This window comes from Telluria beijingensis (assembly GCF_030770395.1).
GTDB classification, from domain to species: Bacteria; Pseudomonadota; Gammaproteobacteria; order Burkholderiales; family Burkholderiaceae_D; genus Telluria; species Telluria beijingensis.
Genome location: NZ_CP132480.1, coordinates 3398423 through 3417411, shown reverse-complemented (window position 1 = coordinate 3417411; position 18989 = coordinate 3398423). Strand labels below are relative to the sequence as shown.

Below are 18989 nucleotides of genomic sequence, written 5' to 3'. Positions count from 1 at the left end.
CCGAAGGCAGAGAAAGGCGCACCATGCGGCTCGACCTGGCCGACCTGCGGCTGTTCCTGTGCATCCTCGACGCCGGCAGCATCTCGGCCGGCGCCGCGCGCGCCAACCTGGCGCTGGCCTCGGCCAGCGAACGGCTGCGCAGCATCGAACTCGAAGCCGGCGTGGCGCTGTTCGAGCGCCGTCCGCGCGGCGTGGCCGCCACCCAGGCCGGCGAGGCGCTGGCCCACCACGCGCGCCTGATCCTGCGCCAGCAGGCGCTGCTCAAGGGCGAATTGCGCGACTTCGCGCAGGGCGCCGTAGGCACCCTGCACCTGCATGCCAATACCGCGGCGCTGGCCGACTACCTGCCGCGCCGGCTGGCGCCGTGGCTGGCCGCACGCCCCCGCTTGCACGTCGAACTGAAGGAACGCACCAGCGCCGACATCGTGCGCGCGATCGCGGCCGGGCTGGTCGAGGCGGGGGTGGTGTCGGATGCGGTCGATGCGGAAGGACTGCACCTGCAGCCGGTCGAGCGCGACCACCTGGTGCTGATCATGGCCCTTGGCCATAGGCTGGCGGATTCAGGAAAGGTACGCCTGGCCGACGTGTTGAACGAAGCCTTCGTGGGCCTGGCCCACGGCAGCGCCCTGCAAGACCATATCGATACGCAGGCACTGGCGGCCGGACGCGCGCTGGCGCTGCGCGTGCGGATGACGACGTTTACGGGATTATGCGAGATGGTGGCCCACGGCGTGGGCATCGGGATCGTGCCGCAGAACGTGGCCACGCGCCACCGGCGCCGCCATGGTTTTCGCACGATCGCGCTGGACGAGCCATGGGCCCGGCGCCAGCTATGCCTGTGCTGGAAGGAGTGGGACAGCCTGGCCGCGCCGATGCGCAGCCTGCTGTCCCATCTCGGCGCAAATAGACCGAATTAATCGTCCAGCGGCGCGAAGATCGCCTGCAGGTCTTCCTGCGTCAGCGCCATCTTCTGCGATTCGCCTTCGGACAGGATCGACTGCGCCAGCTCGGATTTCTTCTGCTGCAGCAGCTGGATTTTTTCTTCCAGCGTGCCCTTCGCGATCAGTTTATACACAAACACGGGTTTGTCCTGCCCGATGCGCCAGGCGCGGTCGGTCGCCTGGTTCTCGGCCGCCGGGTTCCACCACGGGTCGTAGTGGATCACGGTGTCGGCCGCGGTGAGGTTGAGCCCCACGCCGCCGGCCTTCAGGCTGATCAGGAAGATCGGCACCGCGCCCTGCTGGAAGGCCGCCACCTGGGCCGAACGGTCGCGCGTCTCGCCGGTGAGGATCGCATACGGGATGTTGCGGGCGTTGAGTTCTTCCTCGATCAGGCCCAGCATGCTGGTGAACTGCGAGAACACCAGTATCTTGCGGCCTTCGCCCAGCAGGTCTTCGACCATCTGCATCAGGTCCGTCAGCTTGGCCGATACCGCTGCCGTGTTCTTCTTGGACGGCATCGCTTTCACCAGGCGCGGATCGCAGCATACCTGGCGCAGCTTGAGCAGCGCCTCGAGGATGACGATCTGGCTGCGCGCCACGCCCTTGCGGTCGATCTCGTCGCGCACCTTCTTGTCCATCGCCAGGCGCACCGTCTCGTACAGGTCGCGCTGCGGGCCGGACAGCTCGATGCGGCGCACCATCTCGGTTTTCTCGGGCAGCTCCTTGGCCACGTGGTCCTTCGTGCGGCGCAGCAGGAAGGGACGGATGCGGCGATTGAGCAAGGTGCGGCGCACCGGATCGTCCTGCCGTTCGATCGGATGGCGGAACTGCGTATTGAAGGTCTTTTCGTCGCCCAGGAGGCCCGGGAGCAGAAAGTGGAACTGCGACCACAATTCGCCCAGGTGGTTCTCGAGCGGGGTGCCCGACAGGCACAGGCGGTGGCTGGCGTCGAGCGAGCCGGCCGTCTGCGCCGCCTTGGAGCGGGTGTTCTTGATGTAGTGCGATTCGTCCAGGATCACCAGGTGGTAGTGGTGCTTGCGCAGTTCTTCTTCGTCGCGCGGCAGCAGCGCATAGGTGGTCAGGACGATGTCGGCGCCATCGATCTGGTCGAACTGGTCCATGCGCTCCTTGCCCTGCAGGAGCAGGACCTTGAGGCTCGGCGCGAAGCGCGCGGCCTCGTCGAACCAGTTGGCCATCAGGCTGGTCGGGGCGATCACCAGGGCCGGGCTGGTGAGGCGGCCGGCTTCCTTCTCGGTGAGGATGTGGGCCAGGGTCTGCACCGTTTTGCCGAGGCCCATGTCGTCGGCCAGGATGCCGCCCAGGTCGTACTCGCGCAGGAACTGCATCCACGACAGGCCGTCGAGCTGGTAGTCGCGCAGGGTCGCCTGCAGGCCGGCAGGCGCCTCGACCTTCTTGACCGCGCCGAACTGGCTCAGCTTGCGGCCGGTCTCGCGCAGGCGTTCGCCGCCGGTCCAGCGCAGTTCGACCCCGCGCGCCAGCTCTTCGAGGCGCGCGGCGTCCAGGGTCGACAGGCGCAGCTTGCCCTTGATCTTGTCGTTGAAGTACAGCTCGCCCAGGGTGGCGAGAATGGGTTTCAGGCGGCCCCACGGCAGCGCCACGCGCACGCCATCGGGCAGCACGGCCAGCATCTGGTCGGCCTCGGCATGCGCCGCCAGCACCGTCGGATCGAATTCGAGCGGCGCGCTGCGGATCAGCTGCACCAGCACCGGCAGCAGCGGCACGCGCTTCTTCGCCACCACGATGCCCAGCTCCAGCTCGAACCAGGCATTGCCTGCTTCCGCCGGTTCTTCTATGTCGGCATACCAGTCTTCGACCGGGACGACGTCATACCGGTACTTGTTCGATTTCTGCAGGTGCCAGCCGGCGTCGGACAGCGCGTCGACGTCGTTCTCGGCGAAGCGCAGCCAGTGTGCCTGGCTTTCGAGCTGCAGCGCGCCGGCCATGGCGTTGAACGGCGCGGTGGATGGCTTACGGAAGCCGATCTCGCCCAGTTTATCGAGGGCGTCGCTCTCGGCCTTGGGATCGCGCTCGATGATCTCGGTCAGGTCGCCGATCTGGCGCACCACGCGCTGCGACGGGTCGAACGAGACGCGCTGGCCGTCGTAGTCGTAGGCCAGCACGGCGAAGTCCTGCCAGCGCGTGACGTTACCGTCGGCGAGCTGCACGGCGTCGAGCAGCAGGTGCGGTATCGGTTTGACATCGTTGCGCAGGCGCTGGGTGAGTGGCTGCGGCAGCGGCATCAGGGCCTGCAGGCCGTGGGCCAGCAGTAGCTGCGAAACGCGTTTTTTATCGGTGCCGCTCAAGGCCGGGGCTTGCGCCACCAGGGCCTGCAGTTCGGCCAGCGAGATGTCGATGCCGCCGCGATTGAGTTCGAGCGGCCCGCACGACAGGTTGTCGATATACCACGGCGGGTCGGTCGGCAGCATGTAATCGATCTGGTCCGCCGCGCTATGGGTAGCGGCGCCGCCGACCGGCTCCACCGACCATCCGAGCTTGGCCACGCGGCCTTCGTCGCGCCAGGCCAGGCTGGCCAGGCGGGTCGGGCCGCACTGCAGCGGATACACCAGGCCGCTGGCCATGTCGGACCACGAGTTCGCCCACAGCAGCTTGCCCTGCTCGAGCAGCATCTGCAGCAGGATCGCGCCGACTTTGCCTTTGGGCTCGGTGGCGCTGGTGCCCTGGGCCGACCCGCTGCGCATGGCGATGAAGAAGCGCACCAGGTCGACGTCGTCGCCTTCCAGGTAGGCGGGCGGCGCCGACAGCAGCGAGAACACTTCGCTGACCGGGCTGGCCGCGGCCACGTCGCCGTTCGGACGCAGGCGCGCCTTGCACAGGCATAGCGCCACGTGGCGGCCGCCGCTGGTGGGCGCCATGACGTAGACGAATTTGTACTGCGCGGCCTTGGGGTCGACGACTTCGTCGGTCAGCTTCGGCTGGGGGTGGGCCGCCGCCTCGACCCGCTGCAGCCAGCTCACCACCGGCGCTGGGAGGGCCGGGGAACGTGCGGGAGCGCGGACCGGAGGTGCATCGCTGGCTTTCTCGCGAAGATAATCGACTGTGGTCATTGGGTCTCTTGACTCGGTATCAAAAAATGCAATAAACGGCATTATCTCGCATACGAACACTTCCGTTTTGTTCGGAATCGCACGTAGCGGACAAATCTCATCGGTACGCAAAGCGCACGCTGTCACGTCAACCGGTTGTTCTCTCATGTTCGTGTGGCGCTGTCAAGACTGGCGCATCGTCGACGACCGGGTATCATTGATCGCTTGACCTTCGATACAACGATCCACGATCCACGATCCATGCTGCCATCCATCGAACAACGCCTCGCCCAAGAACTCGCCGCCAGGCCGGCCCAGGTGGCCGCCGCCATCGCCCTGCTCGACGAAGGCGCCACCGTGCCCTTCATCGCCCGCTACCGCAAGGAGGCCACCGGCGGCCTTGACGACACCCAGCTGCGCCTGCTGGAAGAACGCCTGCGCTACCTGCGCGAGCTCGAAGACCGCCGCGCCTCGATCGTCGTGTCGATCACGGAACAGAACAAGATGACGCCCGAGTTGATGCAGGCCATCGCCCTGGCCGAAGACAAGACCCGGCTCGAAGACCTGTATTTGCCCTACAAGCAGAAGCGCCGCACCAAGGCGCAAATCGCGATCGAGGCCGGCCTGGCGCCGCTGGCGGAAAGCCTGCTGGCCGATCCCTCGCTCAATCCGGAAGAAGTCGCGAACGGCTACCTGCGCGAAGCCTTCACGAACGCCGACGGTGGCGCCAATCCCGGCGTGGCGGACACCAAGGCCGCCCTGGACGGCGCGCGCCAGATCCTGATGGAGCGTTTTGCGGAAGACGCCGAACTGCTGCAATCGCTGCGCGAGTACGTACAGGACCACGGCGTGGTCGAATCGAAGGTCGTCGCCGGCAAGGAAGACGAGGGCGAGAAGTTCGCCGACTACTTCGACTACAACGAGCCTTTGGGCGCCGTGCCGTCCCACCGCGCGCTGGCCCTGCTGCGCGGCCGCCGCGAGGGCGTGCTGGACGTGAGCCTGCGCCTGGATTCCGAACCCGAGAAACCGAAGTGGGACGCGCCGCTGAACCCCTGCGAAGGCCGCATCGCGGCGCGCTTCGGCATCAAGGCGCAAGGCAGGCCAAGCGACAAATGGCTGCAGGACACCGCGCGCTGGACCTGGCGCGTGAAAAGCTTCATGCACCTGGATACCGAGTTGATGGGCGCCCTGCGCGACAAGGCGGAACAGGATGCGATCGGCGTCTTCGCGCGCAACCTGAAGGCCCTGCTGCTGGCGGCGCCGGCCGGCCAGCGCGCCACCATGGGCCTCGACCCAGGCCTGCGCACCGGCGTGAAAGTGGCCGTGGTCGACGCCACCGGCAAGGTGGTCGACACCGCCACCGTCTATCCGCACCAGCCGCGCAACGACTGGCATGGCGCGCTGCACACGCTGGGCCAGCTGGCGGCGAAACACAAGGTGTCGCTGGTCTCGATCGGCAACGGCACCGGCTCGCGCGAGACCGACAAGCTGGCACAGGACCTGATCAAGCAAAACCAGGAACTGAAACTGACCAAGATCGTGGTGTCCGAAGCCGGCGCCTCGGTGTATTCGGCGTCCGAATTCGCCTCGCGCGAACTACCCGACATGGATGTCTCGCTGCGCGGCGCGGTCTCGATCGCGCGCCGCCTGCAGGATCCGCTGGCCGAACTGGTGAAGATCGATCCGAAGTCGATCGGCGTCGGCCAGTACCAGCACGACGTGTCGCAGACCCAGCTCGCGCGCTCGCTCGACGCGGTGGTCGAGGATTGCGTCAATGCGGTGGGCGTGGACGTGAACACCGCCTCGGCGCCGCTGCTGGCGCGGGTCTCGGGCCTGTCGAATACGGTCGCGCAAGGCATCGTGGCCTACCGCGACGCCAACGGCGCCTTCCCCTCGCGCGCGGCGCTCAAGAAAGTGCCGCGTCTGGGCGACAAGACCTTCGAGCAGGCGGCGGGTTTCCTGCGCGTGGTGAATGGCGCCAATCCGCTCGATGCGTCGGCGGTGCACCCGGAATCGTATCCGGTAGTCGAGAAGATCCTGGCCGATGTGAAGCGCGACATGAAGGCCGTGATCGGCGACGCGTCGCTGCTCAAGGGCCTGAATCCGTCGAAGTATGCCGACGACAAATTCGGCGTGCCGACCGTGAGCGACATCCTGAAGGAACTGGAAAAGCCGGGCCGCGACCCGCGTCCGGAATTCACCACCGCCACCTTCAAGGAAGGGGTCGAGGAGATCTCGGACCTGCGGCCGGACATGATCCTGGAAGGCGTGGTCACTAACGTCGCCGCCTTCGGCGCGTTCGTCGACATCGGCGTGCACCAGGATGGCCTGGTGCACATCTCGGCGCTGTCGAACACCTTCGTCAAGGACCCGCACACGGTGGTCAAGGCCGGCCAGGTGGTCAAGGTGAAGGTGCTGGAAGTGGACCCCAAGCGCAAGCGCATCGCGCTCACCATGCGATTGTCGGACAGCGCGCCGCAGGCCGGTGCGCGGCCCGAGCAGCGTGCCGACCGCAACGACGCCAAGCGGGTGGCCCAGCACCAGCGCCAGGAACGCTCGGCGCCGCCGGCCAATAATGCGATGGCCGACGCCTTCGCCAAGCTGCGCAAATAAGGTGGAAGATGGCGGGGGCGGGGGCGGGGGCGGGCCACCGGCCCGCCGGCCCGCCGGCCCGCCACGCGCGATGTTATCCGCTGTGCTTCATGAACATGCCGATCAGGTAGACCGTCAGGCAGCCGAAGCCGATCAGGAGCATCCGCGCCTGCGGGATCGCCGGCAGGCCGGTCTTCTTGATGTGCAGGGCGTCGCGCACCAGCAGTGCGGCGTACACCAGGGCAGCCAGGCCCGACAGGATGTCACCCGGACTCGAGCGGGTGATGCCGCCATAGACGTTCAGCATGCCGGGAACGCCCAGCAGGGCAGCGATCACGAAGTTCATGGTCGGCGACGGTACGCGCGGGCGGGGTTGCTGCATCTTTACTCCGATATCAGGTCACAAACCTTGGGATCATACCGCAATGCCGGCGGCATACCCGGCCAATTTCAGCATTGATCCGTTCCTCCAAACTTACGCAAAGCTATCCATAGTTAACTTTGCTGCTGGATTCCTGCTTCGCCGGGGCCTATAGGTTTCGTCGGCCTCGACGGTGCCTTCGAGGCGAACGGGACGTTTGTTTGCGGCCCCGGGCACGAAGCGATGGCGCCAGCGGAAACTGGTGGTACGGTGCACGCCGACGAGTTCGGCTGCTGCGCGGACCGTGCGCGACTCCAGTACGCATTGCAGGTAGGGCAACCAGGCGGCTTTCTTGCGCAGCCGCGCCAGCGGCGTATTGGTCAGCGCGTTGAAGCTGCGCCGGCAGGCCAGGCAGCGCCAGCGCTGCAGCCCACTGGCCGAACCGCAGCGATGCACGCGCGGACATTGGCAATGCGGACAGCATGGCGTGCCGGCGGCCTCGGCGATCAACTGAAGGCACTCGCCAGGGTGGACGATGGCGGCGACCCACGTACGTAGCCTGGCGACTTCGTCGTTATCGAGATGCAGCGAGGTCAGTGCTGCAAATACTTCTTCGAAGCCCAAGCCTTGCATCATCGCCACCCGATGAGTTAACTCGACAGTGGCTGAGACCGGCGCAAATTGGAAAGGTTCGCATAATTAACGCGAACAGCGCCAAAGTCAATGCCCGCACGCGGCGGGCATTGTCGGGGCGAAGGCGGCGCCGGATCAGGTATCCGGCAGCACCACGTTCACGTCCAGCACTTCCAGGTTGCCCTGGCGGTCGACCGATACCTTGATGTCGTCAGGATTGACTTTGACGTACTTCGAGATCACGGCCAGCAGTTCCTGGTGCAGGGCCGGCAGGAAATCCGGACCGGCGCGGTTGGTCCGTTCGCGTGCAATGATGATCTGCAGGCGTTCCTTGGCGGCTGTCGCGCTCTTCTTTTTTTCGGGGAAGAGGAATGAAAGCAATGCCATCTCACTTGGCTCCGAAAATGCGCTGGAACAGTCCCGGCTTCTCGTAGTTGGTAAAGCGCAGCGGGCGCTCTTCGCCCAGGAAGCGCGCGACGACGTCCTCGTAGGCATCGGCCACGTCGGTCCCCTTGAAGTGGATCGCCGGGTTGCCCTGGTTCGAGGCGTGCAGCACCGATTCCGATTCCGGAATGATGCCGATCAGGGGGATGCGCAGGATTTCCTGCACGTCCTGGTAAGAGAGCATCTCGTCGGCATCGACGCGCTTCGGCGAGTAGCGGGTGATGAGCAGGTGTTCCTTGACCGGTTCGCCGCCGGTCTGGGCGCGGCGCGACTTGGCCTGCAGGATGCCCAGGATGCGGTCCGAGTCGCGCACCGACGAGACTTCCGGATTGGTGACCACGACCGCCTCGTCGGCAAAGGTCAGCGCCATCAGCGCGCCATGCTCGATGCCGGCCGGCGAATCGCAGATGATGAACTCGAAGTCCATCTTGACCAGGTCGTTGAGCACGCGCTCCACGCCTTCTTCGGACAGCGCGTCCTTGTCGCGCGTCTGCGAAGCCGGCAGGATGAACAGGTTGTCGCAGTGCTTGTCCTTGATCAGCGCCTGGTTCAGCGTCGCTTCGCCATTGATGACGTTGATCAGGTCATAGACCACGCGGCGTTCGCAGCCCATGATCAGGTCGAGGTTGCGCAAGCCGACGTCGAAGTCGATCACTGCCGTCTTGTGGCCACGCATGGCCAGCCCGGTGGAGAAGCTAGCGCTCGAGGTCGTTTTGCCCACACCGCCCTTGCCGGACGTCACAACAATAATTCTTGCCACAAATAAGTCCTTTACAGTATCTGTTCAGTTCGGATCAGCGGGATGCCGGCGCCAGCGCCTGGATATCGATCCGGTCGCCGACCAGCCGGATCTGCGTCGGCTGGCGCGCCAGGTCGGACGGGAAACCTTCGTCGAAAGTGCGGTACACGCCAGCGATCGAGACCAGTTCAGGCTGCATCGACAGTGCGAAGATGCGCGCATCCGTATTGCCGGAGGCGCCCGCCAGTGCGCGGCCATTGAGCGGCGCATAGACATGGATGCTGCCATCGGCGATCAGTTCGGCGCCATTGTTCACCACCGCGGTGACGATCAGGTCGGCGCCGCGCGCATAGATGCGCTGGCCGGCGCGCACCGGGGTATCGACGACCACGGGCAGCGCGGCCACGGCCGGGACCGGCGCAGGCGCCGCCGGGGCGGGTTCCGGAGCGGCTGGCGCCGGCGCTGATGCCGCCACGTCGTTCCCGCGCAGGCGGGAACCCAGGTGCTCTTGCTCCGCCGGAACCGGCGGCGGGGCCGCATGGCCGCCGGCGCGCACGCCGCTCGAGCCGTCGTCCAGCGCCAGGCCCTGGGCCCGGATCGCATCGATCATCGCCGGGCCGGCGCCGCGCACGGCGACCGCGTTCAGGCGATACTTCTTGAGCAGGGCCACCAGCGCCGCCCAGTCGAGCTTCGGCGCCTCGGGCGCGATCGCGGCCACGTCGATCACCGCGAACTCGTCCTCGAAGAAGTCCGAGACACCGCCAGTCATCTGTTCCAGCGCGGAATCGATGGCGTCCGGATCGGCCGAATGCAGGATCGTGGAAATGGCAACGACCGTGGAAATCTTGATTTCGATGGGAAGCGTGGTTTTAGGCATAAAACGGTCTGGTTGGCGTTGCGCTTGTGCATTCTACTGTGAAAATTGTGGAAAAGGACAGACGCGCACGCATCATTCCTAACAGAAATTGAACGTTTGCTCACGACCAAAAATTAAGTCATGCGCTAGATCAAATACGCACGATTGCCGGGTTGTTTTCGATGAATAAACTGCTAAGATTGCTGTTGCTTAAACAGCAGCATGGGCTCCTCATTCTGTGACTTGAGGTTTGTACGCATCCCATGCGCAGGGCGTTCCGCCGAGTACGGGGCGCCCCGTCCGAGGGAAATTCTGAATAACGCCGGCCGTGGCCGGCTGAACGGAGATTGAAATGGAAGACGTAGTCATCGTAGCCGCCGGCCGCACGGCAGTCGGCAAGTTCGGCGGCACCCTCGCCAAGATTCCCGCCGCCGAGCTCGGCGCGCAAGTGATCAAGCATCTGCTGGCCAAGACCGGCATCGCCCCTGAATCCGTCAGCGAAGTCATCATGGGCCAGGTGCTTACCGCCGGCGTCGGCCAGAACCCGGCGCGCCAGGCCATCATCAAGGCCGGCCTGCCCGACATGGTGCCCGGCTATACCATCAACAAGGTCTGCGGCAGCGGCCTCAAGGCCACCCACCTGGCGGCCCAGGCGATCCGCTGCGGCGACGCCGAGATCGTCATCGCCGGCGGACAAGAGAACATGAGCGCCTCGCCGCACGTGCTGTCCGGTTCGCGCGACGGCTTCCGCATGGGCGACGCCAAGCTCACCGACACCATGATCGTCGACGGCCTGTGGGACGTCTATAACCAGTACCACATGGGCGTCACGGCCGAGAATGTCGCCAAGAAATATGAAATCACGCGCGCCGAGCAGGACGAATTCGCGCTGCAATCGCAGCTCAAGGCCGAGACTGCCCAAAAAGAAGGCAAGTTCAAGGACGAGATCATCCCGGTCGAGATCGTGACCAAGAAGGGCACGACCGTGTTCGATACCGATGAGTATCCAAAAGCGGGTAGTACCCTCGAGGCGCTGGCCAGCCTGCGTCCGGCCTTCAATAAAGAAGGCTCGGTCACCGCCGGCAACGCCTCCGGCATCAACGACGGCGCCGCCGCCGTGATCATGATGAGCGCATCCAAGGCAAAAGAGCTGGGTTTGACCCCGCTGGCGCGCATCAAGGCCTATTCGTCGTCCGGCCTCGACCCGCAAATCATGGGCATGGGCCCGGTCTCGGCCTCGCAGCTGTGCCTCAAGAAGGCCGGCTGGACCCACGAAGACGTCGACCTGATGGAAATCAACGAAGCCTTCGCCGCCCAGGCCATCGCCGTCAACAAGCAGATGGGTTGGGATACGTCGAAGATCAACGTCAACGGCGGCGCGATCGCGCTGGGCCACCCGATCGGCGCTTCCGGCTGCCGCGTGCTGGTCACCCTGCTGCACGAAATGATCCGCCGCGACGCCAAGCGCGGCCTGGCGAGCCTGTGCATCGGCGGCGGCATGGGCGTGGCGCTGGCGGTCGAGCGCGACTGAGCGCGGGCGGACGATAGGTAGCGGCGGCCCGCGACAGCGGCGCCGCCGGTTTCAAGCGTAGTGACACAAAAAAACTGGAGAAGACGATGGCTCGAGTAGCATTAGTAACCGGCGGCATGGGCGGCCTGGGCGAAGCGGTGTGCATCAAGCTGGCCGCTTTGGGATATCAGGTCGTCACCACTTTTTCGCCGGGCAATACCAAGGTCGACTCCTGGCTCGGCGCCATGAAAGAGCAGGGCTACGACTTCAAGGCCTATGCCTGCGACGTGGCCGACTACGACGCGGCCCAGGAATGCGTGCGCCAGGTGATCGCCGACGTCGGCCCGATCGACGTGCTGGTCAATAACGCCGGCATCACCCGCGACATGACCTTCAAGAAGATGGACAAGGTCAACTGGGACGCCGTGATCAAGACCAACCTCGATTCCGTCTTCAATATGACGAAGCCGGTCTGCGACGGCATGGTCGAGCGCGGCTGGGGCCGCATCATCAATATCTCGTCGGTCAATGGCCAGAAGGGGGCTTTCGGCCAGACCAATTACTCGGCAGCCAAGGCCGGCATGCACGGCTTCACCAAGGCGCTGGCGCTGGAAGTGGCGCGCAAGGGCGTGACCGTCAACACCATCTCGCCAGGCTATATCGGCACCAAGATGGTGATGGACATCCCGAGCGAAGTGCTGGAAACCAAGATCATCCCGCAAATCCCGATGGGCCGCCTGGGCAAGCCCGAAGAAGTGGCGGGCCTGGTGGCGTACCTGTCGTCGGACGAGGCGGCATTCGTCACTGGCGCGAATATCGCGATCAATGGCGGGCAGCATATGTCCTGATCGATGGCGACCACCGGCGTTGCGCCGGTGCCGCGGCAATGCCGTTCAGCCTGGCTGAACGGCATTATTCGTTTACACCGCCGTCTTACAGCGCCGACTCGTAGGCGCCGACATCGATGGTCTTGACGACCGGGCGGGTAGCGCTGGTAGCGCTATGCTTGTAGACATAGGCCGGCTTGAGCGACATGCCGTTCACGGTTGGGGGCGCCGAGCCGGCATTGATCACCAGGGCATTGGCGGTCGGGCGCAGGTCCCAGGCGGCGCGGTTCACGAAACCAGGGGCGACCGAGCGGTAATTGGTCTTTTCGACGGCGCCCACCTGGTTGGTCACGGCCCCGGTACCACTGAAGATATTATTTTGCAGCAGAGCCTTGGTGGTCACTTTCGTGCCGATCAAGACAAACGTGCCACGCGCGCTATCGTCGTTCAGGAAGGTATTGTTGACCACATACAGCGCATGACTCGGATTGGCGGCGCTCTCCATCCCGTAGGCAACCAGATTCGAATTGCTGTGTGCGGCCGGTTGGTGGATCACGTTGCCGATGATGTAGGACGTCCCGGCGTTCGGCAGGTCGATTTCGTAGCTGGGCTTGCCGGTGGCGGTGGTCCCGGTCTGGCCCGGCACGGTGCTCGAGAATCGGTTATAGGCGATCGTGTTGACGAGCGCACGCGATTTCAGGTTGTGGCCGCCATCCGCATCGTGCGAAAAATTAAAGCGGAACATCAGGCTGCCGGCAGAGCCGATATACACATTGTGGGTCTGGCCGGTGCCATTGCCATTGTGGCCAAACTCGCTGTTCTCGATCACGATCTTGCTGTCGGTTTTGACGCCGCTCAGGATGCCATTTTCGTTATCGTGGATGAAGGCCTTGCGCAGGGTAAAGTTGGTGCCTTCCAGTCGCAGGGCGGCGCCATTCTTGTCCGGAACCTTGGAACCGAACATCTCGACATTCTCGATGACGATCTCGTTGCCCTGCACTACCCAGATGCCCTTGCCGAGTGCATTCTTGCCGCCAGCATCGATCTTGGGACGTCCGTTGACGCCGACGATGGTGAGCTTGCTCTGCTTGATCGCGCAGACATCGCCGCGATACGTCGTGTTGCCGGCAATCTCAATCCGGTCGCCTGCCTTGGCGACAGCGAAGGCTTTGCAAGGCGCGGTGTAGGTCTTGCCCGGGCCGACCGACAAGGTCGCGGCGTGAGCAGGGATGGCGATGGCCGATCCGAGAAGGGCGAGAGCGGCGCCCAGCTGGGCAGTGTGACGTTGCGACATAAATTTTCCCTGAAGTATGAACAAATGTGTCTTATGCAATTTAATCTGCGAAACATTTCCGAGCATAACTTGTGCAGTTAGGAAAATCCGTTACAGGTTGTAACAGTGGTCTGTTCACAATCGGTGATTCCCTGGATCGATCTACAATAAAAACTTGTCGCAACTTGCCGGAAACAACACATGCACACCTTGCCCCATGGCGGCCTCGCCCTCTCAAGCCTCGACGAACAAATGCTATTTCCTGGTACCAAAGGCTTGCCGCTGCAGGCGCCGTTGCGCCAGGGGGCGATCGGTGTCCAGGGCTGGAATGTGTTGCGTGGTGACACCAGTTTCCCAGTCTCCGTGCTCAAGGACGCGCGCCTGCGCCACAACCTCGGCTGGATGCGCGCCTTTTGCGACGACCACGGGGTCAGCCTGGCGCCCCACGGCAAGACCACCATGAGTCCGCAGCTGTTCGGGGCCCAGCTCGCCAACGGCGCCTGGGGCATCACCCTCGCCACCGCGACCCAGGTCCAGGTGGCGCACCGCTTCGGTGTGCGCCGCGTGCTGCTGGCCAACCAGCTGGTGGCGCGCGCCGACCTTGCGGCCGTGCTGGCGCTGCTGCATGGCGATCCCGATTTCGAGTGCATCGTGCTGGCCGATTCGCAGGCCGGCGTGGAGCGCCTGGCGCAGGCGGTCGCGGCCCACAGGCTGGCGCGTCCGCTGCCGGTGCTGGTCGAGCTGGGCCTGGCCGGCAAGCGCGCCGGCTGCCGCACGGCGCCAGAGGCGATGGCGGTGGCGCGCGCCATCGCCGCCGCCGATGGCCTGGCGCTGGCCGGCTTCGAAGGCTACGAGGGCCTCCTGGTGAGCGACGACCATGAGCGCGACCTGCGCATGGTCGACGATTTCCTCGGCCAGCTGGTCGCGCTGGTGCGCGACGCCGATGCAGAGGGCCTGTTCGCCACGCCGGAGATCCTGCTGTCGGCCGGCGGCTCGTCGTATTTCGACCTGGTGGCGCGCGGCTTCCAGCACGTGACCGGCCTGTCGCGCCCGGTGCGCGCCATCCTGCGCAGCGGCTGCTATCTCACCAGCGACCATGGCATGTACCGGCGCCATATCGCGCAGCTGGACGCGCGCGTGGGCGAGCCGGACGCCGGCCTGCTGCCCGCCCTCGAAGTCTGGAGCGCCGTGCAGTCGCGCCCTGAGCCAACCCTGGCCATTCTCACCATGGGCAAGCGCGATGCCTCGCATGACGCCGACCTGCCGATCCCGCTGTTCACTGCGCGGCCCGGCGCCTCCGCCACGCCGGCCGCGCTGCCGCCGGGCTGCGCCATCGTCAAGATGAACGACCAGCACGCCTACCTGCGGCTGCCCGACGGCGATCCGCTGTGCGAGGGCCTGGCGGTCGGCGACCTGGTCGGCTGCGGCATTTCCCACCCCTGCACCACCTTCGACAAGTGGCCGCTGCTGCTGGCGGTGGACGACGATTACACCGTCCGCTACGCCCTCAACACCTTCTTCTGAACCGACTGTCCATACGTTACAATCGGCTTCTTGAATCACTGCCAACAAGAGCCGCCATGCCCGTCACGCCGCCGTCGCTGTTCCCGCCGATCCAGCCCCATCGCCACGGCATGCTGGCGGTCGACGACCTGCACACGATCTACTGGGAAGAGGTCGGCAACCCGGACGGCATCCCGGTGCTGTTCCTGCACGGCGGCCCCGGCGCCGGCCTGTCGCCCCAGCACCGCCGCTTCTTCGATCCGCGCGCCTACCGCGTGATTCTGTTCGACCAGCGCGGCGCCGGCAAGTCGACGCCGCTGGGCGAGTGGCGCAATAACACGACCCAGCTCCTGGTCGAGGACATCGAGCGCCTGCGCGCGCTGTTCGGCATCCAGCAGTGGCTGGTGTTCGGCGGCTCCTGGGGTTCGACCCTGGCGCTGGCCTATGGCCAGGCCCATCCCGAACGCTGCCTCGGCTTCGTGCTGCGCGGGATCTTCCTGTGCACGAAGGCCGAGGTGGACTGGTTCATCAACGAGGTGCGCTGGTTCTATCCCGAGCTGTACGAAGAATTCGTGGCCCCGATCCCGCAGGACGAGCGCCACGACCTGCTGCAAGCCTATGCGCGCCGCCTGCTGTGCCACGACCCCGAGGTCTACTGGCCGGCCGCGCGCGCCTGGAGCCGCTTCGAGGGCCGGCGCGTGTTCCTGCTGCCGCAGCCCGAGGAAGTGTCGAACGATACGCTCGACCTGGGCGTGGGGCGGCTCGAATCGCACTACATGCTGCATGGCGCGTTTTTGGAAGAGGACCAGCTGCTGCGCGACCTGGGGCGCATCGCCCACCTGCCGGCGGTGATCGTGCAGGGGCGCTATGACGTGATCTGCCCGCCGCTGGCGGCCTGGCGCCTGCATTCGGCGTGGCCGGGGTCGAAGCTCGAGATGATCGCCGATGCCGGGCATGGCGCGCTGGAAACGGGGATCGCGCGGGCGCTGGTGGCGGCGACCGAGCAGTTCAAGCTGCATCGGCGGTTTGAGTGAGGTTGTCGGTGCTGCGGGCTGGTACACTACACATGCGCTGGTTGAACGCGTGGACGGCATAGCCGTCCACCCTACGCATATCGCGGTTGAATGCGTGCAGTGCAGGCAGCGGACGTCCCAGGCACATTACAACAATTCGAACGTGTTCTTATGAATATCCAGATCAGCGACATCGGCCATGTGATCCAGCTGGCGATCGCGCCGGTTTTCCTGCTCACCGGCGTGGCCACCAAGCTGACCGTGCTGACCAACCGCCTGGCGCGCATCATCGACCGCACGCGGGTGCTCGAGGACCGGCTCAAGGTCAGCCCCAACGCCGAGTTCTCGGGCGAACTCGAACTGCTCTACCAGCGCTCGCACCTGATCAACTTCGCGATCGCCTCCAGCACCGCCTGCGGCCTGCTGGTGTGCGTGGTCATCGCGATGCTGTTCGCGGGCGATACCACCGGCATTCCGCTCGACCAGTACATCGCCGCCTGCTTCGTGTTCGCGATGCTTGGCCTGATCAGCAGCTTTGTCTATTTCTTGCGCGAGATCTTCATCGCCTCGCGCTTCATGCGCATGCAGCACCAGCAGATCATGCTCATGCAGCCAACGCCGCCGCCGTCGCAGCCACCGGCCTGACGGCGCGGCCAGAAAGAATCTTATGCACGACTACCAACGCCCCCCGACCCTGCACCGCTACGCGCTGCGCACCGAACTCGAAAACGCGCTCAAGACGGGCCAGTTCCGCCTGGAGCCCAACGGCGGCTTCCTGAACGTCTCGTTTTCCACCGTCTGGGACAAGCGCCTGTTCGACGTCATCACGCCCAGCGACGCCTGCCTGGTGATCCACAATACCGAGGAATTCGGCGAACGCCTGCACCGCGCCGTGCAGCGCCTGCTGCCCAACTGGGCCGGCATCGACGGCGCCATCGAGTACGGCAGCCGCTCGCCGCTGGGCGCGGCCTTCACCAAGAGCGCGGGCCAGGCGCGCGAAAAGGAATGGCAGTTCGCCTGGCGTCCGATGTCGCCCGGCGCCAGCCTGAACCCGGTAGTGGTCAGCATCGGCAGCATCGAGGCCTTCGCCGAGCTGCGCGACCGCGAAAGCCACCTGGCTTGACGTCCAGGCAAGTCGTTTAGACGCACGACTCCAGAAAATCGCGGTGTAATGCCGCGATGACTACCGCTTACTCCCACCTGCTGGCGCCGCTCGACCTGGGTTTCACGACCCTGAAGAACCGCGTGATCATGGGCTCGATGCACACCGGGCTCGAAGACCGTTTCTACAACTACGGCAAGCTGGCCGCCTTCTACCGCGAACGCGCGCGCGGCGGCGTCGGCCTGATCGTCACCGGCGGCATCTCTCCCAACCGGCAGGGCTGGCTGCTGCCCTTCGGTGGTACCCTGAACACGCTGCTCGACGTGCCCAACCACCGGCGCGTGACGCGCGCGGTGCACGAAGAGGGCGGCAAGATCCTGATGCAGATCCTGCACGCGGGCCGCTACGGCTACCAGCCCTTCGTGGTGTCGGCGTCGAACGTCAAGTCGCCGATCTCGCGCTTCAAGCCGAAGGCGCTCACCGAAGCCGGCATCGAATCGACCATCCGCGCCTACGTGCGCTGCGCAAAATTGGCGCGCACGGCCGGCTACGACGGGGTCGAGATCATGGGCAGCGAAGGCTATCTGCTGAACCAGTTCCTGTGCGCGCGCGCCAACCGCCGCACGGACGCCTGGGGCGGGCCGATCGAGAACCGCATGCGGCTGGCGGTCGAGGTGGTGCGCCGCATCCGCGCCGCGCTCGGCCCTGACTTTATCCTGATGTACCGCCATTCGGTGCTCGACCTGGTCGAAGGCGGTAATACCTGGGACGAGATCGTGCTGGTGGCCAGGGCGCTCGAAAGCGCCGGCGCGACCATCCTGAACACCGGCTATGGCTGGCACGAGGCGCGCATCCCGACCATCGTCACCTCGGTGCCGCGCGCCGCCTTCGCCGGGATCGCCGGGCGGCTGCGCAAGGAAGTCGCCATTCCCGTCGTGGCCTCGAACCGCATCAATATGCCGGGCGAAGCCGAGGATATCCTGGCGCGCGGCGATGCCGACCTGGTCTCGATGGCGCGGCCCTTCCTGGCCGATCCCGATTTCGTGGCCAAGGCGGCCAGCGGGCGGACCGACGAGATCAACACCTGCATCGCCTGCAACCAGGCCTGCCTGGACCACACCTTCTCGAACAAGCGCGCGACCTGCCTGGTCAATCCGCGCGCCTGCCATGAGACCGAACTGGTGTATCGCAAGGCCGCCGTGGCGCGCCGCATCGCGGTGGTCGGCGCCGGACCGGCCGGGCTGTCGGCGGCGACGGTGGCGGCCGAGCGCGGGCACCGGGTGACGCTGTTCGATGCCCAAGACCGCATCGGCGGCCAGTTCAATATCGCGATGCGCGTCCCTGGCAAGGAGGAATTCGCCGAGACCATCCGCTACTTCGGCCGCCGCCTGGCATTGCTCGAGGTCGAGTTGCGCCTGGACTGCCGGGTAAGCCGCGAGGAATTGCTGGTCCAGGGCTTCGACGAGGTAATCGTGGCGACCGGCATCCGCATGCGCAAGCCGACCATTCCCGGCATCGACCATCCGATGGTGCTCAGTTATCTCGACGTGCTGCGCGACAGCCGGCCGGTTGGCGCGCGGGTGGCGATCGTCGGCGCCGGCGGCATCGGCTTCGATACCGGCGAATTCCTGGTGCACGATCCGCGCGTGGCGCTGCCGGTGCCGGCCGCGCACTGGATGCAGGAGTGGGGCGTCGACCCGCTGGTGGCCCGGCCGGGCGGCTTGACGCCGCCGGCGGCGCCGCATCCGCCGCGCCAGGTCTGGCTCCTGCAGCGCAAGACCACGCGCCCCGGCGCCGGCCTGGGCAAGACCTCGGGCTGGGTGCACCGCGCGACCCTGGCGCGCAACGGCGTGACCATGCTGGCCGGCGTGCAGTACGACCGCATCGACGACGCCGGCCTGCACATCACGGTGGGCGGCGAGGCGCGGCTGCTGGCGGTGGACAATGTGGTGATCTGCGCCGGGCAGGAAAGCCTGGCGGAACTGATGCCGGCGGACGGCGCGGCAACGACGGGTGGCCCGCGCTTCCACAAGATCGGCGGCGCTGCGCTGGCAACGGAACTCGATGCCAAGCGAGCGATCCGCGAAGGGGCGGAACTGGCGGCGCGGTTGTGACGCCGCCGCCCTGGCA

16 protein-coding genes are annotated in these 18989 nt (G+C 65.7%); 9 read left to right on the top strand and 7 right to left on the bottom strand.

All coding sequences use genetic code 11. From position 1 onward, the window contains the following. Positions 1 to 23: 23 nt before the first annotated feature. Positions 24 to 917: a LysR family transcriptional regulator gene (locus tag Q9246_RS15125; protein WP_306391417.1), complete on the top strand. Its 894-nt coding sequence runs from the start codon at positions 24 to 26 to the stop codon at positions 915 to 917. Here Q9246_RS15125 and Q9246_RS15120 read toward each other — a convergent pair. Then, complete coding sequence (locus Q9246_RS15120; RefSeq protein WP_306391416.1) at positions 914 to 4027, bottom strand: DEAD/DEAH box helicase; 3114 nt, start codon at positions 4025 to 4027, stop codon at positions 914 to 916. The two genes, Q9246_RS15125 and Q9246_RS15120, sit on opposite strands and share 4 nt — an antisense overlap. A 240-nt stretch (positions 4028 to 4267) precedes the next feature. Between Q9246_RS15120 and Q9246_RS15115 the strand changes: the two genes are divergently transcribed. Continuing rightward, positions 4268 to 6619: a Tex family protein gene (locus tag Q9246_RS15115; protein ID WP_306391415.1), complete on the top strand. Its 2352-nt coding sequence runs from the start codon at positions 4268 to 4270 to the stop codon at positions 6617 to 6619. A gap of 73 nt (positions 6620 to 6692) precedes the next feature. On the opposite strand, the gene Q9246_RS15110 is transcribed toward Q9246_RS15115, so the two are convergent. From Q9246_RS15110 to minC, 5 genes are all read right to left on the bottom strand, one after another. Next, positions 6693 to 6980 (bottom strand): hypothetical protein, encoded by a 288-nt coding sequence (locus tag Q9246_RS15110; RefSeq protein ID WP_306391414.1) that lies wholly within the window; start codon positions 6978 to 6980, stop codon positions 6693 to 6695. A 93-nt stretch (positions 6981 to 7073) separates the two neighbouring features. After that, the gene (locus Q9246_RS26550; protein ID WP_422802328.1) at positions 7074 to 7583 is read right to left on the bottom strand and encodes an IS1/IS1595 family N-terminal zinc-binding domain-containing protein; all 510 of its coding nucleotides are present in this window, start codon (positions 7581 to 7583) and stop codon (positions 7074 to 7076) included. A gap of 144 nt (positions 7584 to 7727) precedes the next feature. Next, positions 7728 to 7979: a cell division topological specificity factor MinE gene (minE, locus tag Q9246_RS15100; RefSeq protein ID WP_109345644.1), complete on the bottom strand. Its 252-nt coding sequence runs from the start codon at positions 7977 to 7979 to the stop codon at positions 7728 to 7730. A 1-nt stretch (position 7980) separates the two neighbouring features. Beyond that, complete coding sequence (minD, locus tag Q9246_RS15095; protein WP_306391412.1) at positions 7981 to 8796, bottom strand: septum site-determining protein MinD; 816 nt, start codon at positions 8794 to 8796, stop codon at positions 7981 to 7983. Positions 8797 to 8830: 34 nt separating this feature from the next. Beyond that, positions 8831 to 9652, bottom strand: a complete 822-nt coding sequence (minC, locus tag Q9246_RS15090) for a septum site-determining protein MinC (protein ID WP_306391410.1) — start codon at positions 9650 to 9652, stop codon at positions 8831 to 8833. Between the two features lie 331 nt (positions 9653 to 9983). Between minC and Q9246_RS15085 the strand changes: the two genes are divergently transcribed. Both Q9246_RS15085 and phbB read left to right on the top strand, forming a co-directional pair. After that, a complete protein-coding gene (locus Q9246_RS15085; RefSeq protein ID WP_306391409.1) occupies positions 9984 to 11162 on the top strand; it encodes an acetyl-CoA C-acetyltransferase in 1179 nt (392 codons plus the stop codon). Positions 11163 to 11248: 86 nt separating this feature from the next. After that, positions 11249 to 11989, top strand: coding sequence for an acetoacetyl-CoA reductase (gene phbB / locus Q9246_RS15080; protein ID WP_123070082.1), 741 nt, complete (start codon positions 11249 to 11251; stop codon positions 11987 to 11989). A gap of 85 nt (positions 11990 to 12074) precedes the next feature. On the opposite strand, the gene Q9246_RS15075 is transcribed toward phbB, so the two are convergent. After that, a complete protein-coding gene (locus Q9246_RS15075; RefSeq protein ID WP_306391407.1) occupies positions 12075 to 13262 on the bottom strand; it encodes a right-handed parallel beta-helix repeat-containing protein in 1188 nt (395 codons plus the stop codon). A 180-nt stretch (positions 13263 to 13442) separates the two neighbouring features. Here Q9246_RS15075 and Q9246_RS15070 point away from each other — a divergent pair, with 180 nt between their 5' ends. The 5 genes from Q9246_RS15070 (at position 13443) to Q9246_RS15050 (ending at position 18973) form a co-directional block, all read left to right on the top strand. Beyond that, positions 13443 to 14765, top strand: a complete 1323-nt coding sequence (locus Q9246_RS15070) for a type III PLP-dependent enzyme domain-containing protein (RefSeq protein ID WP_306391406.1) — start codon at positions 13443 to 13445, stop codon at positions 14763 to 14765. A gap of 56 nt (positions 14766 to 14821) precedes the next feature. Next, complete coding sequence (pip, locus tag Q9246_RS15065) at positions 14822 to 15778, top strand: prolyl aminopeptidase (RefSeq protein WP_306391405.1); 957 nt, start codon at positions 14822 to 14824, stop codon at positions 15776 to 15778. A 150-nt stretch (positions 15779 to 15928) separates the two neighbouring features. Next, a complete protein-coding gene (locus Q9246_RS15060; protein WP_306391404.1) occupies positions 15929 to 16402 on the top strand; it encodes a DUF2721 domain-containing protein in 474 nt (157 codons plus the stop codon). Positions 16403 to 16424: 22 nt separating this feature from the next. After that, on the top strand, positions 16425 to 16880 hold the full coding sequence (locus tag Q9246_RS15055) for a hypothetical protein (RefSeq protein WP_306391403.1): 456 nt from the start codon (positions 16425 to 16427) through the stop codon (positions 16878 to 16880). 56 nt (positions 16881 to 16936) lie between these two features. Further along, positions 16937 to 18973: an NADPH-dependent 2,4-dienoyl-CoA reductase gene (locus Q9246_RS15050; protein ID WP_306391402.1), complete on the top strand. Its 2037-nt coding sequence runs from the start codon at positions 16937 to 16939 to the stop codon at positions 18971 to 18973. Positions 18974 to 18989 lie beyond the last annotated feature (16 nt).

Coding starts and splice junctions, on each gene's coding strand:
- Q9246_RS15125 (WP_306391417.1), top strand. CDS start 24: ATGCGGCTCGACCTGGCCGACCTGCGGCTGTTCCTGTGCATCCTCGAC.
- Q9246_RS15120 (WP_306391416.1), bottom strand. CDS start 4,027: ATGACCACAGTCGATTATCTTCGCGAGAAAGCCAGCGATGCACCTCCG.
- Q9246_RS15115 (WP_306391415.1), top strand. CDS start 4,268: ATGCTGCCATCCATCGAACAACGCCTCGCCCAAGAACTCGCCGCCAGG.
- Q9246_RS15110 (WP_306391414.1), bottom strand. CDS start 6,980: ATGCAGCAACCCCGCCCGCGCGTACCGTCGCCGACCATGAACTTCGTG.
- minE (WP_109345644.1), bottom strand. CDS start 7,979: ATGGCATTGCTTTCATTCCTCTTCCCCGAAAAAAAGAAGAGCGCGACA.
- minC (WP_306391410.1), bottom strand. CDS start 9,652: ATGCCTAAAACCACGCTTCCCATCGAAATCAAGATTTCCACGGTCGTT.
- Q9246_RS15085 (WP_306391409.1), top strand. CDS start 9,984: ATGGAAGACGTAGTCATCGTAGCCGCCGGCCGCACGGCAGTCGGCAAG.
- phbB (WP_123070082.1), top strand. CDS start 11,249: ATGGCTCGAGTAGCATTAGTAACCGGCGGCATGGGCGGCCTGGGCGAA.
- Q9246_RS15075 (WP_306391407.1), bottom strand. CDS start 13,262: ATGTCGCAACGTCACACTGCCCAGCTGGGCGCCGCTCTCGCCCTTCTC.
- Q9246_RS15070 (WP_306391406.1), top strand. CDS start 13,443: ATGCACACCTTGCCCCATGGCGGCCTCGCCCTCTCAAGCCTCGACGAA.
- pip (WP_306391405.1), top strand. CDS start 14,822: ATGCCCGTCACGCCGCCGTCGCTGTTCCCGCCGATCCAGCCCCATCGC.
- Q9246_RS15060 (WP_306391404.1), top strand. CDS start 15,929: ATGAATATCCAGATCAGCGACATCGGCCATGTGATCCAGCTGGCGATC.
- Q9246_RS15055 (WP_306391403.1), top strand. CDS start 16,425: ATGCACGACTACCAACGCCCCCCGACCCTGCACCGCTACGCGCTGCGC.
- Q9246_RS15050 (WP_306391402.1), top strand. CDS start 16,937: ATGACTACCGCTTACTCCCACCTGCTGGCGCCGCTCGACCTGGGTTTC.